Source organism: Nonlabens marinus S1-08, from assembly GCF_000831385.1.
Lineage (GTDB): Bacteria > Bacteroidota > Bacteroidia > Flavobacteriales > Flavobacteriaceae > Nonlabens > Nonlabens marinus.
The window spans coordinates 99,685-114,511 of sequence record NZ_AP014548.1; the positions used below are offsets into that span (position 1 = coordinate 99,685).

Here is a 14,827-nt window from a genome sequence, read left to right on the forward strand (position 1 = left end):
AATAGACGTTAATAGATACTTACAGAGTACCTTTAAAGATGGAATTAATTTTCAAAGTTTCGGGACTCCAGAAAAGGCCTTAACAATTCTTCCATTTCAGATTCTAATCCCATGCGTCGTTTCCGTTTTAAATATTCATTTAAATTGAGCCAATCAAACTTGTCGATTACCAAGTTGAACTTAGAATTATAGTTCCGGAAAACCATTTCCTTAGCTTTCTCTTCAAAAAGTACGATGAGTGTATCGTGCCTTTTGTCTTTTTCGATCTTAGCAAATGTTTCTTTTACAAGGCTTTCCTCACCTTCTAAGACTTGCAGAAAACTGCCTTCTCCGTAAAGTAAAATACCATTCAGTCCTTTCTTGTTATTACGGTATTCAGAATTTTCCAGCAACTCTAGAATATCTATTTCATTAAGTTGATCAGCAGCTCTACTGATGTATAAAATGGTATATGAATCGGTCATTAATTGTTCAAAAATTAGCAATTTAAGAATTCCATCCCTTTTTGATGACCCATTTTATATCTGGAATTAAAATTTATCTGACTCTCTGAAACCTGCATATTTTAGAAACTTGAAGCATTTGATTGTACGTGGAAGACTTCATTTGCAAATATTATAAAGCTTACCAATGACTACTTTTGACTATTGTTTTTTGTTAAAATTGATTATAAATTTATAAATATTCCTTAATATCTTTAAGGTCATGACTTTAATTCCTACTTCATAATAATAACCCATCAAAAACAAAAACATGCAACAATTAGGCAATTCAAATTTTGAAAATTACATAGGCGCTTCAGAAGGTTTTTCTGAAATGGCTTATCAAATGACCTCTCATGTACTCACGTTAGGGTACGCAGTGATGCTCGCTGGACTACTTTATTTTATACTGACAATTAAAAAAGTGGATAAGAGATTCCAAATGTCTAACATATTATCTGCGGTAGTAATGGTATCTGCATTTCTTTTATTGTATGCGCAAGCAGGCAATTGGACCAGCAGTTTCACATTTGACATAGAATTAGGACGCTACTTCCTAGATCCAGACGGCGACCTTTTTAATAATGGATATCGCTATCTCAACTGGTTGATCGATGTACCTATGTTATTATTCCAAATACTTTTTGTGGTAACCTTGACTAAATCAAAACTTAGTTCCATACGCAATCAGTTTTGGTTCTCTGGAACCATGATGATCATTACAGGATATATTGGTCAGTTTTATGAAGTGTCTGATATCACTTGGTTCTTAATTTGGGGTGCCATTTCTACCGTATTCTTCTTCCACATTCTTTATTTAATGAAGAAAGTGATCAATGAAGGAAAAGAGGGCATTTCTACTAAAGGGCAAAAAATACTGAGTAATATCTGGATCCTTTTCCTTATCTCTTGGTTCTTATACCCAGGAGCCTACCTGATGCCTTATTTAGGAGGTATCGATGGATTCTTATACAATGAATCTGGTGTGGTAGGACGTCAAATCACCTATACCATTGCAGACGTTTGTTCTAAAGTAATTTATGGTGTCTTGCTAGGAAATCTAGCCATGACATTGAGTACCAAAAATAAAAACGAGCATAAGCCAGCATAAGTAAACACTTAAGATTAATTGAACTCCAGTGATTTAGGTTACTGGAGTTTTATTATGTCTCACTGTGTAGTTATTTATTAATTGAAGTTCGCTTTCGCGAAAGCGAACATAACCACACCATAATAACAATTACTCTATTCTAAAGCATCAGAAACCTCGTCGCTTAGACTTCTAGATATTTTGAAGACTTTGTCTTGAACGTAAACATGTGTTTTATCCATACGATCGATGGCCTTGCGGCGTACGGCTACACTGCGATTGACCCTAATCATCTCATGATGGGGAAACTCTTCAAGTAGACCGTGTAGAGAAATGCGCAAAACATCTGATCCATTTTTATGAAAAAGCTCTGTATAGACGTGATCTGCCTGCGCATAAAGCACATCGTCAAGTTCATAGCAGTAAACTGATGAACCTATATGTATCATTATTTCACGAGATCGCAGTCCCAGACTTTCAAAAATGATATCAATATTTGTAGTTAGGGTAGCGGACTGTATAGGTTTTGAAAGATAGCCCACAGGTTTCGTCTCTTTCAGTTTTTCTAGAATAGATTTATTTGTATTTGAAGTGAGGTACATGAATGGAGTTTTATAGCGCTTATTGATCTCATGTGCCACATCCATACCTCCTTTTTCACCAGAAAGATTGATATCTAGTAGTACAAGATCAAAAGGCTCGCGCTCTAGGGCTTCCATAGCTTCATCAAAGTCTATAGCAATGGCCGGCACTTCATAGCCATGTTTTTTCAACATTCGCTCTAAGTTTCCAGCTATCATGAGCTCATCCTCGACAATTAATATTTTTTTCATTGCACCTATTTTCTTTTTACTACTATCTGATAATTAGAGCCTATGCGTGTTACTGTACCTCTTAACTGTCGAACCATTGTTTGTATAATATATAATCCCAAGGTTTGGGCATTTTCCATTTCTATGAAATCCTTCCCGTTGTCCTTGTAAAAGATCGATAAATGATCATCAGCTTCTGAAATGTTGAGCTGGATGGAGATGGTCTTAGAAACGGGTTGGGCATGCTTAATGGAGTTCGTAATAAGTTCATTGACTAAAATACCAATAGGGACTGCCGTTTCTAGGTTCACGTTGATATCGCCAATTTCTTGATGGTATTCTAAATCACTACCATTCACTTGAATCAATGCATCTGCAATTGCGGCTATGTAAGATTGAATCGGCACCTCTTTATGTGCCATGGTACTATTTGCTTCTATAAACTGATCGTGAACGGTAGCTATAGCCTGAATGCGGTTATTCAGGCTCATAAAGTCTTTGATACTTTCAGGAATTTTAGTTTCTTCCATTTGAAATGCAATCAAACTTTGGATAAAAGCTAGGTTATTCTTTACTCTATGGTTCACCTCTTGAAGAAGAAATTCCTTTTCTTCTAAGCTTTGAGATAGCTGAAAATTTGATTGAGTGATTTTTGAGTTTTGATCGTTAATCTTTCTGTTCCTAGCAGCTAACGTCAAAAACATCAAAATCAATGAAATTAAAAATAGTCCTAAACCTAATACGCTGTACAGTAGAAGTTTTTCATTGGTATTAGCACTCTCAAGTTGGCTTGCAAGTTTGATGTTTTCTAGAACCGCTTTTTCTTTATTGAATTCATATTCATACTCCTTCACCTTCATTTTACGCGATCTATTCAGGCTTTGAATTTCTTCCTGTGTATAGAGCTTTTGATAGACTAATGCGTTCGCAATATCATTTTGGAGTTCTAATATTTTAGCTTTTTGTTGGTATAAAGTAGCTCTAAAATAATCAGTTTTACTATTGTTTATAAGCTCTATAGCAGAGTCATTGTAAGCAAAAGCATTCTCATAATCTCCTTCTTTAATATAAGTCTGAGCTATTAAATAAGTCAAGCGAACCTCACCTGGTTCATTATCAGCGGCTTTCCATATTTGAAGTCCATCGTAAAAATACTGACGCTTTTTAGCTAGCTGAGTACTATCCATGTTAAGCCCCATCAAAAGCTTGCCAGTAGCCTCCACGTCTAGAAAATTGTTTTGGGCACCATAGTCAATGGCATTTTCAGCCCATTCTACTGATTCGACTTGCCGGCCACCTACTCTGTACCATGAGGATAGACGGTACAAGTACCTCCCATAGTTCTGGTCTTTTACCATGGTAGTGTCTTCATAAATTCTGGCAACTCTATTTAAGTTCTTTTTACTTTCTGGTAAATTATCCAGCAACTCATAGATCAGTGCTTTTTCAAGCAAAACCGATATTTGCAATTCTTGAGTCAAACCTTGCTGTTCAAGTAACTCATTAGCCAGTTCCAAAGCGTCGTCAAAAAACTGAAGTTCTACTAAGGCCTTGAGCTTATAAGATTTGAGAATGTTTTTTTGGTGCGGTGTAAAATCTGCCAGCAACATCTGGTTCAACCCCATTAAGGATTGGGCTCTTTCAAAAGAAAAAATCTTTTTTTCAAACCGCTCTTGAACCACTTCAAAGGGTAGGTCTTTAAGATATCTGCCTTGAGCTTTCTGTGCGTAGAGGTTAGGAGCATTCAGAAACAAAAACAACAATAGAAATATCGAAGACCCCAGAAAACCCTCTGCGGCTGCATCTTTCTGGCTTCTAAGATTAAAAATAAAATGTAACGTATTAAAGATCATACAAATAACACTATACTATTTATTTAATTTGATTTTGAAAACTCGCTTTTTTGTCATTCAGAACAAAAAACCCAGCATTCAGAACATAAATTTTATTGGTCCTAATTAGCTACTTATATTCACGTAAGTAAAGAGAATTATAAAGATAAGGGTTACAGCTTAACTTCAATTTTTTAGGGTAGTAGTTATACATAGGGACCTTTTTAAGGGTATAATTACACAAATAAACCAGCCACTCAGGCTGGTTTTTTCTTTGGTAAATAATGAACCTTTGATTTATCTACGTATTCTTTTAAAAATGTAACGAGTTACAAAAATCCCGTTAGAATCATCGTTTCCACTAAAACTTTCGACACCACTATTTACAAAGGCTAATTCCCAGCCCATAGATGCCATATCGTTAATTTTAGATGTTACTACCACATCATTTGCGGCAATATTTTGAAAACGAATACCTGCAATATTGAAAAAGTTGAGCAGTTTTGTTTCTTCAAAATTTTTAACGCGTATATCGCCGCGGTCTGATTTATTACGCTCATCATCTTCTTCACTACGAGAACTAGTAAAGTCTTGATAGTTGCGAGTTTCTTCACTTGAAATCATTCGCGATCTCCCTAAACCACTAGGGATAATCGATTCAACTACAGTAACTGTTTGATATTCATACGTTGGCAGAGTAACTGCGGTAGATGAATTCATGTCGTGAGTCTGTGCTAGAATCGTTGATGAGAACAAGATTGTGATGCTACATAAAATAGGATACATTTTCATAGGTTAGTTTTTAAAAATGAAAGCCTGATCTAAATCATTAGACCAGGCTTTAAATGTACACCTAAGGTACTACTATTTCAAATCTTCAAGTCTTTTCACTGTATTGAGGGTAGTTTCAATACGTGACAGTTGTCCTTTAATGATCGGCACTACTTCTGCGAGTAGCGTTTCTCCTTTCAAAGCTTCCTTATATTCTTCTACACTAGCTTTTTCTCCACGTATACACTCCTCTAAAATATTTTCCTCATTTTCTTGTGTCCAGCTGGTTTTAATATCCATCCAAGTACGGTGGATCGCTCCAGTTACAGAACCTTTCGTTTTTGGCTCTTCATTCAACTGATGCAGTTCATTATGCAGTTCAGTTGTAAAATGGCTTCTTTCTGCTGCTCTTTCTTGAAAGAATCTTTTTAATCTTGCAGATTCTACATTCTCAATGGCATTCTTATAACCCTTCTCTGCATCATAACTTTTTTCCAATAATTGGTTCAGTTCAGATACCGTGTGATCGTGTAATTTTTTATGTGCTGCTTCTCTAGTGGTTTCCATATATGTTTTTTGTTAATTAGTAAGATAGTAAGACCACCATAGCATTTTCTACAATAAAAATCCAATTCACACCTCTTTAACGATAAGGATGCTTGGCATACATAAAAAGGAATAGTTCCAAAATAATTGTCATTTTAGGAACAATTCCAAGTTCTAAAAGTATCTTTGCGTTATGAATTTGGAAAATCAAATCTACGCTGTTGTAGATGTAGAAACCACTGGAAAAGGTCTAGGAGGTAACCGCATTACTGAAATTTGCATCGTGCGGATGCAAAACAATCAAGTACTTGACAAATTTGTAAGTTTGGTGAATCCGCAACAACCTATACCTGGATTTATTACTCAACTTACCGGCATTGACGACTCGATGGTGGATTCGGCACCATTATTTTCAGAGATTGCACAAGATGTTTTGGTCTTTTTCAAAGACGCTATTTTTGTAGCCCATAATGTCGGCTTTGACTACAATGTAATCCGCAATGAGTTTAAACGCTTAGAGATTGATTTTACTAGCAAGAGATTGTGTACAGTTAGGCTTTCGCGAAAGCTGCTTCCCAACAAATCTTCATACAGTCTTGGGAGATTATGCTACTCTTTAAGTATCCCGCTAGACAATCGCCATCGCGCTGAAGGTGATACAGATGCGACGGTTATACTTTTTCAACGACTGTTATCGCTGGATGACGATTTTGAAGTTATTCAATCCTTTTTAAACACTAAAAGTAAGGAAAGTACTTTGCCACCACACGTTCCCAAAGCCCAGTTTGATGAGTTGCCAGCCACACCAGGGGTGTACCTTTTCAAGGACCAGTCTCACAAAGTGATTTATGTAGGTAAGGCGATCAATATCAAGAAAAGAGTACTGTCGCATTTTTACACTAAAAAAAGTAAATCCTATCTCATGGGGCAAGAGATGTACCATATTGATTTTGAGGAAACAGGTAACGAGGCTGTCGCATTACTTAGAGAAGCTGATTTGATCCGGCACTTTTATCCAAAATTCAATAGTGCTCAAAAAAAACCTAGGAACACTTATCAAATTATCTCCTATAAAAATCAGCGTGGGATAATCCAGCTAGCTGTAGCGGTTTCAAAATCCTTTGATTATTCTGTGATTACTTTTTATAACAGGGCACAAGCGGTAGAAAAACTGGAATGGATGTGTGAAGAATTTCAATTGTGCCCACGGTACTGCTCCTTACAAATTACAACTGGTCGCTGCACACATTACAAGCTGCGCGATTGTGAGGGTATATGCGCTGGAGAAGAAGAGGTGGATCACTATAATACCAAAGTGAACGCAGCTATTGATGGGCTACAAAATGACAAACCTACCTTTATCATCAAGGAATCTGGACGGACTAAAAGTGAGAACTGTTTTGTCTTGATTAAGGATGGGTGTTATCAAGGTTATGGCTATGTTGACCATGATGTAGCAGTAAACAGCATTGATGAATGTGAAACTTTTATTGAGCGCAAAACACCCAATTATCACACGTATCAAATCATCAATACCTATTTGAGAAAGAATGAGATGCGCAATGTAGTTTCTCTAGATCAACTAAGCGCTTAGGTTTTCTGCTTTTTCTTTTTAGCCGCTGGGAATAATACGTTATTAAGGATCAAGCGATATCCTGGGGAATTGGGGTGCAAACTTAGTTCCGTTGGTGGGTCACCTACGCGATGCTGGTAATCTTCTGGATCATGGCCTCCATAAAAGGTGAAGAAGCCTTTGCCGCGTATACCGTGAATGTATCTTGCTTCCTGATTGGATTTATTTTCACCTAATACCAATACATTTTTCTTAACCTCTTCTCGATCATAGCTGGTGGTTTGCCCCATAAAACCCTTGACCAGGCTGGTGTGATTTTGATTGAGCATGGTAGGTATTGGGTCCCACTTAGCGCTAAAGTCCATTAAGGAGAAGTAATCTCGCTCTTTATCAATCCTGCGTTTAGCAGTCATATCAATGGAACTGAATTCGTATACCATAGGTGAACGTTCGAGTTGGAAATCAGTGAACGCAAAAGTTTTAGAGTAATCAATTTTGTTTTGGTAGTCCGCCTCTGATGGGTCGCCGTCAAACATGGTTTCCGCAATATCAATACCTTCTGCCGCAAGGGCAATGTCAAAACTGTCTGTAGCGCTGCACATAGCAAACATAAACCCACCGCCAACTACATAATCCCGTATTTTCAACGCCACTGCTCGCTTCTCTTCACTGACTTTAGAGAATCCTAATTCATTTGCAAGGGCTTCTGCATTTTGTTTCTCCTCAATATACCAAGGTGCGGTACGGTAACTACGATAAAATTTACCGTATTGACCTGTAAAATCTTCATGGTGCAAGTGCAACCAGTCGTAGAGCAACAATTCATCTGCCAAAACTTCGGTGTCATACACTTTCTCATAAGGAATCTCGGCATACGTCAGCACCATGGTAACCGCATCATCCCAAGGCGCTTTACCTGTGGGGGTGTAGACTGCAATCTTAGGTGCTTTTTCTAAAAGAACCTCCTGCATGTTTTGTGAAGGGCTGGCAATAAATTCTAGAAGTGAAGAAACCTCGCCTTCTGACATGGGTTCGAAGGAAACCCCTCTTACAACAAGTTCTTTTTTGAACTCTTCAGTCTCAGGAATTAAGAAAGATCCACCGCGATAATTGAGTAACCACTTGACTTTAGTGCCCTTTGCAAGAAGCCAATAAGAAATTCCGTACGCTTTTAGGTGATCCGTTTGAGTTTCAGCGTCCATGGGTACCAGTAAATACTGACTCAGGGCTGCTTGACCAAACATCAAAAAACTAAAAACAAGGAATAAGCGAGACATCAAAATGATCTACTGTTGTTAACTCTAGTGTTTTGTAGGAGCGGTGAGCGGTATTTCGCTTTCGCGAAAGCGAACTTCTCCACCTACAGCAATATACAATTATGAAAAGCTATTCGCAATTTTCTTGCCAGTTCCCCTAAAATGCAAGGCCATCATCATCCTCACTTTTAGGGCCATCAAAAGCGTCGTTAGGATTTCCAAAACGAGGCGCTGGAAATTCTGGCTTCATGGTATCGTCGTTTGCGGCATTCATCTTAGAGCCAAATTCCTGTGGGGTACTGAAAAACTGATCTAGATTATCAAATTTACCGAATTGACCCAAGAACTTCAATCTAATGGAGTCTGTCGCACCGTTCCGGTGTTTTGCCACGATAAATTCTGCCTGATCCTTAGTAGGAGTTCGATCGTCATCATCCCATTCTTCCAGGTTGTAGTATTCTGGACGATAAATGAAGGAAACAATATCTGCATCCTGCTCGATTGCTCCAGATTCCCTAAGGTCAGAAAGCAAGGGACGCTTGCTGCCACCACGAGTTTCAACTGCACGCGACAACTGGGATAGTGCAATCACGGGCACCTCCAATTCTTTAGCTAATGCTTTCAAGTTACGAGAGATGGTGGAAATTTCTTGTTCGCGATTTCCACCTTTAGCATTCGTTTGAGCGGTCATTAACTGCAAATAATCAATCATGATGAGCTTAATACCATGTTGCGACGCCAGCCTTCTACACTTTGCTCTAAGGTCAAAAATAGAGAGTGATGGAGTATCGTCGATAAAAATTGGAGCTCGCTCTAGGTCTTTTACTTTAACATTGAGTTGTTCCCACTCGTGAGGTTCGAGTTTACCCGTACGCAATTTCTCTGAAGACAAACCAGTTTCTGATGATATTAAACGGGTAATCAACTGTACACTGCTCATCTCTAGTGAGAAGAATGCCACTGGGATGTTGCTTCCTACTGCTATATTACGTGCCATGGACAATGTAAATGCTGTTTTACCCATACCTGGACGAGCCGCAACGATAATTAAATCACTAGGCTGCCATCCACTGGTCAAACGATCCAGATCTGTAAAACCAGTAGGGATTCCACTAAGACCATCGCGGTTTGCAATTTCTTCAATACGCTGTTTTGCCTGACGTACTAGGTCCATAGCAGTTTCTGTACTCTTACGTATGTTTCCTTGTGCTACCTCATATAGTTTTGATTCGGCCTTATCGAGTAGGTCAAAAACATCGGTAGACTCTTCGTATGAATCATTAATAATCTCGGTAGAGATTTTAATCAAACTGCGCTGAATGAATTTTTGCAGAATGATGCGCGCGTGAAATTCAATATGCGCGGTTGAACTCACCATTTGGGACAATTGTACCAGATAATGATCCCCACCCACGGACTCTAACTTTTCATCCTTACGCAATTGAGCAGAAACGGTTAATAAATCCACTGGACTACCGCTTTTGAACAATTTATCAATGCTGTCAAAAATGGATTGATGTGCTTTGTGGTAAAAAGCATCAGGTGAAAGTAAGTCGATGACCTCATCAACTCCTTTACCATCAATCATTAACGCCCCTAATACAACCTTCTCAAGATCAACTGCTTGAGGTGGTATTTTCCCTTTTTCCAATGAGATCACTGGACTGTTTCCAGAAACTATTGAGACGCGTTCTTGTACTTTTTCCATAGAGATCAAAAGTAGTGGTTTGCTTTAGATTTTTAAGGTTTCCTTGTCTTATGGTAATCAACAATTACAACTTAAATTCAGTTTAAAACCTGTTAACAACCTATAAAGCTTTGAAGCTTCATCCGTTAGTACGCTGTTGCTGGTCGTAAGAATATTCTGTAAGAAATAATTAGAATGATTTGAATTGCGGATAACTTAGAAATCTCACTATTTGACAGAAAAAAACCAACCTAACGGCTGGTTTTTTTATTATCGGCAAGGTTTAGATTCTTATCCTTTAAACACGCCCATATTGGCATATTTATCCATACGCTCCTCCACCAACTCCGTTGGGGTAAGATCTTTCAATTCTTGGTAGTTACGATCAATACATTTAGCTACTGAAACGAAAATCTCTTCGCGATTTCTATGCGCTCCACCTTCTGGCTCGTTGAGAATCTCGTCTACCAGTTTCAATTTCTTCATATCCTTACTGGTCAGCTTCAAAGCTTCTGCAGCTTCTTCTTTGTGCTCCCAACTTCTCCATAATATTGAGGAACAAGATTCTGGAGAAATAACACTGTACCATGTATTTTCTAACATGACAACTCTATCTCCTACACCTATTCCTAAAGCTCCACCGCTGGCTCCTTCTCCTATAATCATCACAATGATAGGCACCTTAAGGCGGGTCATTTCAAGAATATTACGAGCAATGGCTTCTCCCTGGCCGCGCTCCTCTGCTTCTAATCCTGGAAAGGCTCCTGGAGTATCGATGAGGGTAACCACAGGGATGCCAAATTTCTCTGCACTTTTCATCAAACGAAGCGCTTTGCGATATCCTTCAGGGTTTGACATACCAAAGTTGCGGTACTGTCTAGTCTTTGTATTGTATCCCTTTTGTTGTCCTATGAACATATAGGTTTGATCTCCTATCTTTCCTAGACCACCTATCATCGCTTTATCGTCCTTTACATTACGATCTCCATGCAGCTCAAGCCAGGTATCACCACAAATACTTTGGATATAATCTAAAGTATAAGGACGATCTGGATGGCGAGACATTTGGACTCTTTGCCAAGGTGTCAATTTGCTGTAAATATCCTTCCTAGTAGATTTCAATTTTTTCTCTAGTTGCTGAATGGTCTTGCTAACGTCCACGTCGTTTTCCACTCCTAGCTCTAGGGTTTGCTGGTATTTTTCTTCCAGTTCTTGTATAGGTAATTCGAATTCTAAGTATTCCATTGTGGGCATCTCCATTTTGGGATAAACAAATATAAGAAAACAAGACAGTGTGTGGTAGGCTTGTTAGTATCTAATATTAAGAATTGGGATATAGGGAATTCCGTTTTCGCGAAAGCGAACTCAACCTCAACCCATTGCAAGTGTTATGGATGCTTCTTTATAGCAAGTTTTTGACGCCTCGCGATCCTGTTTTTGACGATACCATTCGTAATGATAACTCCTATTATGACTAGCGCACCTATATAGAATTGCGGCGTCATTTGCTCTGAATCTCCTAGTATAAGGAAGGCCAAGATAATACCATATACTGGCTCTAAGTTAATGGTTAACATAATGGTGTAGGCACTTAAAAATTTCATCACTTTCACACTAGCGATAAATGCGTATGCGGTACAAACACTGGCCAAAACGCCTATCCACAGCCAGTCCGTACTAGAGAGTGCTGATGGCGGTGCAAAGTCTGAAGGGACGATTAAAAAGTAGATACTCAACAATCCTACACCACTAAGCAGCTCATAAAAACTAATGGTAGACGGTGGGTGTTCTTTGGCCCATTTGACATTGATGATTGAAAATGTGGCGCTCAACAAAGCACTAATCAATCCCAGAATCATTCCCAGTACATATTCCGTCTCTACTTGAAAAATGTAATACAAGGCACCTATTATGACGATTCCAAAAATCAATTCGTAGCCTACAAATTTTTTAGGAGTAAATAACGGCTCTAGTATGGCGGTAAAGAAAGCTCCAGTACTCATCATGGCTAGTGTTACCGACACATTACTCACTTTAATAGCTCCAAAAAAGGTCACCCAGTGAAGGGCGATCACGATGCCTGCGGCTACAAAACCTAAAATGCGTTTGCGTGGCAAAGCGTTGGATCCTGTGGGTTGCAAGGGAATCCCTCTAACTTTCATATAAAGTAATATCAAGACAACTGCCATTCCCATACGCCACCAGACAAGAGGCACACTATCAATACTAATAAGCGCTCCCAATACTGCGGTAAAACCCCAAATAAAAACAATAAAATGAAGATGTAGGTAATTGACTATTCTATCGTCGCGCATTTCTCAATAAAAATAAAGCTACAATGGCAAAGAAAATATTAGGAGTCCATACCGCGATCCATGGGGAGAAGGTGCTTTTCTCTGCAATTGTCCCAAATACCTTGTCAAGAAACATGTAGGACATTGCGATGACAATGCCTATGGCAAGATTCACTCCCATACCACCTCGCTTTTTAACACTAGAAACCGCCACAGCTATGATCGTAAAAATAAAAGCACTGATAGGAATAGAGATGCGCTTGTACTTCTCCACATAGTAGATGTTCATGTTAGCATTCCCTCGTTTTTCTTCTAGTGCGATGAAATCATTGAGGTCTGAATAGGATTTGGTTTCAGCAATGTAAGTGGTAGGTGTAAGTTCATCAATATCAAAATCGAGTACAGTATCGAGTCTGTTTTGAGTTTGTAGAATTTCACCATTTTCAGTGATGATGCGTTTTTTATATTGACTCAACACATAAACGCTATCCTCAAAACTGATGCGATTCGCATATATTTTGTACTTCAAAACGTTGTCCTCAAAATGCTCTAGTGTGAAGTCAAAACCTCGTTGACTGGAAGGCTGGTAATTGCTCACATAGACATAGTCATTGTCATTGATTTGCCGGAAAACGTTAGTAGTTTCTAGTTCGCTTCCTTTTTTAAAATACTTGTATTGATATTCATTGAATCCTGATGCCGCTGCTGGAACAAAGATGGTACTTAGCAGTAAAGCTAAACCGCAAATGATAGTTGCTCCTATAATATAGGGGCGCAAGAATCTATTGAAGGAAACACCTGAACTTAGGAAAGCGATGACCTCTGTATTGTTAGCCAACTTAGAGGTAAAAAACATGGTTGAAATAAACAGAAATATAGGAAAGAGAAAATTGGTAAAATACATAGTAAAATCACCCAGGTATACCATTGTCTCAGACAACGGAACATCTTGACCCAGTATTTTTCCAATTTTTTCCGCAATGTGAACTGTTACCATGATAGGTAAGAACAGCATCAATAGCAGGAAGAAACTTCCTAAGTATCGCTTTAATATGTATTTATCCAGTATGCTTAGCACCTACAGTCTATTATCCATTTGTTTGACCATTTGATCCTTCCAGGTTCTAAAATCTCCAGCCAGAATATGCTTGCGCGCTTCCCTCATCAACCACAGATAAAAAGCGAGATTGTGGATCGTACAAATTTGTCGGCCTAACATCTCATTAACTGTAAATAGATGTCTAACATAAGCCTTAGAATATTCCGTGTCCACCCAGGCATATCCAGCTTCATCTAATGGACTGAAATCCATTTCCCACTTCTTATTTTTAATATTGATACTCCCATGAGTGGTAAATATCATACCGTTCCTACCGTTTCTTGTAGGCATTACACAATCAAACATGTCTATACCCAGCGCTACATTTTCCAGTAGGTTGATGGGAGTTCCCACCCCCATTAAATAACGTGGTTTATCCTTAGGAAGTATAGCTGTCACCACTTCAGTCATTGCATACATCTCCTCTGCTGGTTCTCCAACTGACAATCCGCCGATGGCATTTGCATCCATGTCACAGTTCGCTACAAATTCGGCACTTTGCTTTCTTAAATCAGTATAGGTACTTCCTTGAATAATTGGAAACAAGGTTTGCGTGAACCCGTACTTATCTGGAGTATTGTCAAAACGCTCGATACATCTTTTCAACCAGCGGTGAGTCATGTGCATGCTGCGTCGTGCATAATTAAACTCACAAGGATAAGGCGTGCACTCGTCAAAAGCCATAATGATGTCTGCACCAATGCTGCGCTGTATATCCATAGCACGCTCTGGAGTAAAGGTATGGTAGGACCCATCGATATGAGATTTGAACTTAACTCCTTCTTCCTTAATCTTGCGATTTGCACTTAAAGAATAAACTTGGTATCCGCCAGAATCAGTAAGTATAGGTCGATCCCAATTCATAAATTGGTGTAATCCGCCTGCTTTTTCCAGCACTTCCATTCCAGGTCTTAAGTAAAGATGGTAGGTGTTTGCCAGAATGATGTCTGGATTTACATCTTCTTTAAGTTCTCGTTGATGTACTCCTTTAACGGTACCCACGGTACCTACAGGCATAAATATAGGCGTCTCAATTGCGCCATGATCGGTATGCACAACGCCGGCTCTCGCTTGACTGTTTGCATCTGTTTGTAAAAGGTCAAATTTCATTTTCATGCGGGACAAAGATAAGTTTCTAGTAGGAAGTTTAGAGAAGCTTATTGGTATTAAGTATCTAGTACGAAGTAATAAGACTCAAGAATTATCTTGACATACAACTCGCTCGTCAATCGCTGCGCACTTGACTTACTGACAAACGACCTACGCCTTTTCAGCTGGGCTACTGATTTGCCAGTACTCGATTAATGATAAAAATAGATTTTAGTTATAACAGGGGCTTAAAAACCACTTTCGTATAGAAGTTCGATATCCAGAACAGCAAACGT

Annotated in this window: 13 protein-coding genes; 2 read left to right on the forward strand and 11 right to left on the reverse strand. The window is 38.7% G+C overall.

Going from position 1 to position 14,827, the window contains the following annotated elements; all coding sequences use genetic code 11:
- Positions 1–44: 44 nt before the first annotated feature.
- The gene (locus NMS_RS13340) at positions 45–464 is read right to left on the reverse strand and encodes a BLUF domain-containing protein (RefSeq protein ID WP_052476615.1); all 420 of its coding nucleotides are present in this window, start codon (positions 462–464) and stop codon (positions 45–47) included.
- A 289-nt stretch (positions 465–753) separates the two neighbouring features.
- Between NMS_RS13340 and NMS_RS00485 the strand changes: the two genes are divergently transcribed.
- Positions 754–1,593, forward strand: a complete 840-nt coding sequence (locus tag NMS_RS00485) for a bacteriorhodopsin (protein WP_041494860.1) — start codon at positions 754–756, stop codon at positions 1,591–1,593.
- Positions 1,594–1,727: 134 nt separating this feature from the next.
- Here NMS_RS00485 and NMS_RS13345 read toward each other — a convergent pair whose 3' ends face one another.
- From NMS_RS13345 to NMS_RS00505, 4 genes are all read right to left on the reverse strand, one after another.
- Complete coding sequence (locus tag NMS_RS13345) at positions 1,728–2,405, reverse strand: response regulator (RefSeq protein ID WP_052476617.1); 678 nt, start codon at positions 2,403–2,405, stop codon at positions 1,728–1,730.
- A 5-nt stretch (positions 2,406–2,410) separates the two neighbouring features.
- Positions 2,411–4,144, reverse strand: coding sequence for a sensor histidine kinase (locus NMS_RS00495; RefSeq protein WP_158448940.1), 1,734 nt, complete (start codon positions 4,142–4,144; stop codon positions 2,411–2,413).
- A 369-nt stretch (positions 4,145–4,513) separates the two neighbouring features.
- Entirely contained in the window at positions 4,514–4,936 is a 423-nt protein-coding gene (locus NMS_RS00500; RefSeq protein WP_041494862.1) for a hypothetical protein, read from the reverse strand.
- 144 nt (positions 4,937–5,080) lie between these two features.
- Complete coding sequence (locus NMS_RS00505; RefSeq protein WP_041494863.1) at positions 5,081–5,554, reverse strand: ferritin-like domain-containing protein; 474 nt, start codon at positions 5,552–5,554, stop codon at positions 5,081–5,083.
- 172 nt (positions 5,555–5,726) lie between these two features.
- Between NMS_RS00505 and NMS_RS00510 the strand changes: the two genes are divergently transcribed.
- The gene (locus tag NMS_RS00510) at positions 5,727–7,127 is read left to right on the forward strand and encodes an exonuclease domain-containing protein (protein WP_041494864.1); all 1,401 of its coding nucleotides are present in this window, start codon (positions 5,727–5,729) and stop codon (positions 7,125–7,127) included.
- On the opposite strand, the gene NMS_RS00515 is transcribed toward NMS_RS00510, so the two are convergent.
- From NMS_RS00515 to tgt, 6 genes are all read right to left on the reverse strand, one after another.
- Positions 7,124–8,350, reverse strand: coding sequence for an asparagine synthetase B (locus NMS_RS00515; RefSeq protein WP_394330691.1), 1,227 nt, complete (start codon positions 8,348–8,350; stop codon positions 7,124–7,126). The two genes, NMS_RS00510 and NMS_RS00515, sit on opposite strands and share 4 nt — an antisense overlap.
- Before the next feature lie 169 nt (positions 8,351–8,519).
- Positions 8,520–10,070 carry a replicative DNA helicase gene (gene dnaB, locus NMS_RS00520; protein ID WP_052476618.1) on the reverse strand — a complete coding sequence of 517 codons (1,551 nt, stop codon included), beginning with the start codon at positions 10,068–10,070 and terminating at the stop codon, positions 8,520–8,522.
- Positions 10,071–10,340: 270 nt separating this feature from the next.
- Positions 10,341–11,294, reverse strand: coding sequence for an acetyl-CoA carboxylase carboxyltransferase subunit alpha (locus NMS_RS00525; protein ID WP_041494865.1), 954 nt, complete (start codon positions 11,292–11,294; stop codon positions 10,341–10,343).
- 143 nt (positions 11,295–11,437) lie between these two features.
- Positions 11,438–12,364: a DMT family transporter gene (locus NMS_RS00530; protein ID WP_041494866.1), complete on the reverse strand. Its 927-nt coding sequence runs from the start codon at positions 12,362–12,364 to the stop codon at positions 11,438–11,440.
- Positions 12,351–13,421, reverse strand: a complete 1,071-nt coding sequence (locus NMS_RS00535; protein ID WP_041494867.1) for an LptF/LptG family permease — start codon at positions 13,419–13,421, stop codon at positions 12,351–12,353. Before NMS_RS00535 ends, NMS_RS00530 begins: the two co-directional genes overlap by 14 nt.
- A complete protein-coding gene (gene tgt, locus NMS_RS00540) occupies positions 13,422–14,552 on the reverse strand; it encodes a tRNA guanosine(34) transglycosylase Tgt (RefSeq protein WP_041497337.1) in 1,131 nt (376 codons plus the stop codon).
- Positions 14,553–14,827 lie beyond the last annotated feature (275 nt).

Coding starts and splice junctions, on each gene's coding strand:
- NMS_RS00530 (WP_041494866.1), bottom strand. CDS start 12,364: ATGCGCGACGATAGAATAGTCAATTACCTACATCTTCATTTTATTGTT.
- NMS_RS00505 (WP_041494863.1), bottom strand. CDS start 5,554: ATGGAAACCACTAGAGAAGCAGCACATAAAAAATTACACGATCACACG.
- NMS_RS13345 (WP_052476617.1), bottom strand. CDS start 2,405: ATGAAAAAAATATTAATTGTCGAGGATGAGCTCATGATAGCTGGAAAC.
- dnaB (WP_052476618.1), bottom strand. CDS start 10,070: ATGGAAAAAGTACAAGAACGCGTCTCAATAGTTTCTGGAAACAGTCCA.
- NMS_RS00500 (WP_041494862.1), bottom strand. CDS start 4,936: ATGAATTCATCTACCGCAGTTACTCTGCCAACGTATGAATATCAAACA.
- tgt (WP_041497337.1), bottom strand. CDS start 14,552: ATGAAATTTGACCTTTTACAAACAGATGCAAACAGTCAAGCGAGAGCC.
- NMS_RS00510 (WP_041494864.1), top strand. CDS start 5,727: ATGAATTTGGAAAATCAAATCTACGCTGTTGTAGATGTAGAAACCACT.
- NMS_RS13340 (WP_052476615.1), bottom strand. CDS start 464: ATGACCGATTCATATACCATTTTATACATCAGTAGAGCTGCTGATCAA.
- NMS_RS00525 (WP_041494865.1), bottom strand. CDS start 11,294: ATGGAATACTTAGAATTCGAATTACCTATACAAGAACTGGAAGAAAAA.
- NMS_RS00515 (WP_394330691.1), bottom strand. CDS start 8,350: ATGTTTGGTCAAGCAGCCCTGAGTCAGTATTTACTGGTACCCATGGAC.
- NMS_RS00485 (WP_041494860.1), top strand. CDS start 754: ATGCAACAATTAGGCAATTCAAATTTTGAAAATTACATAGGCGCTTCA.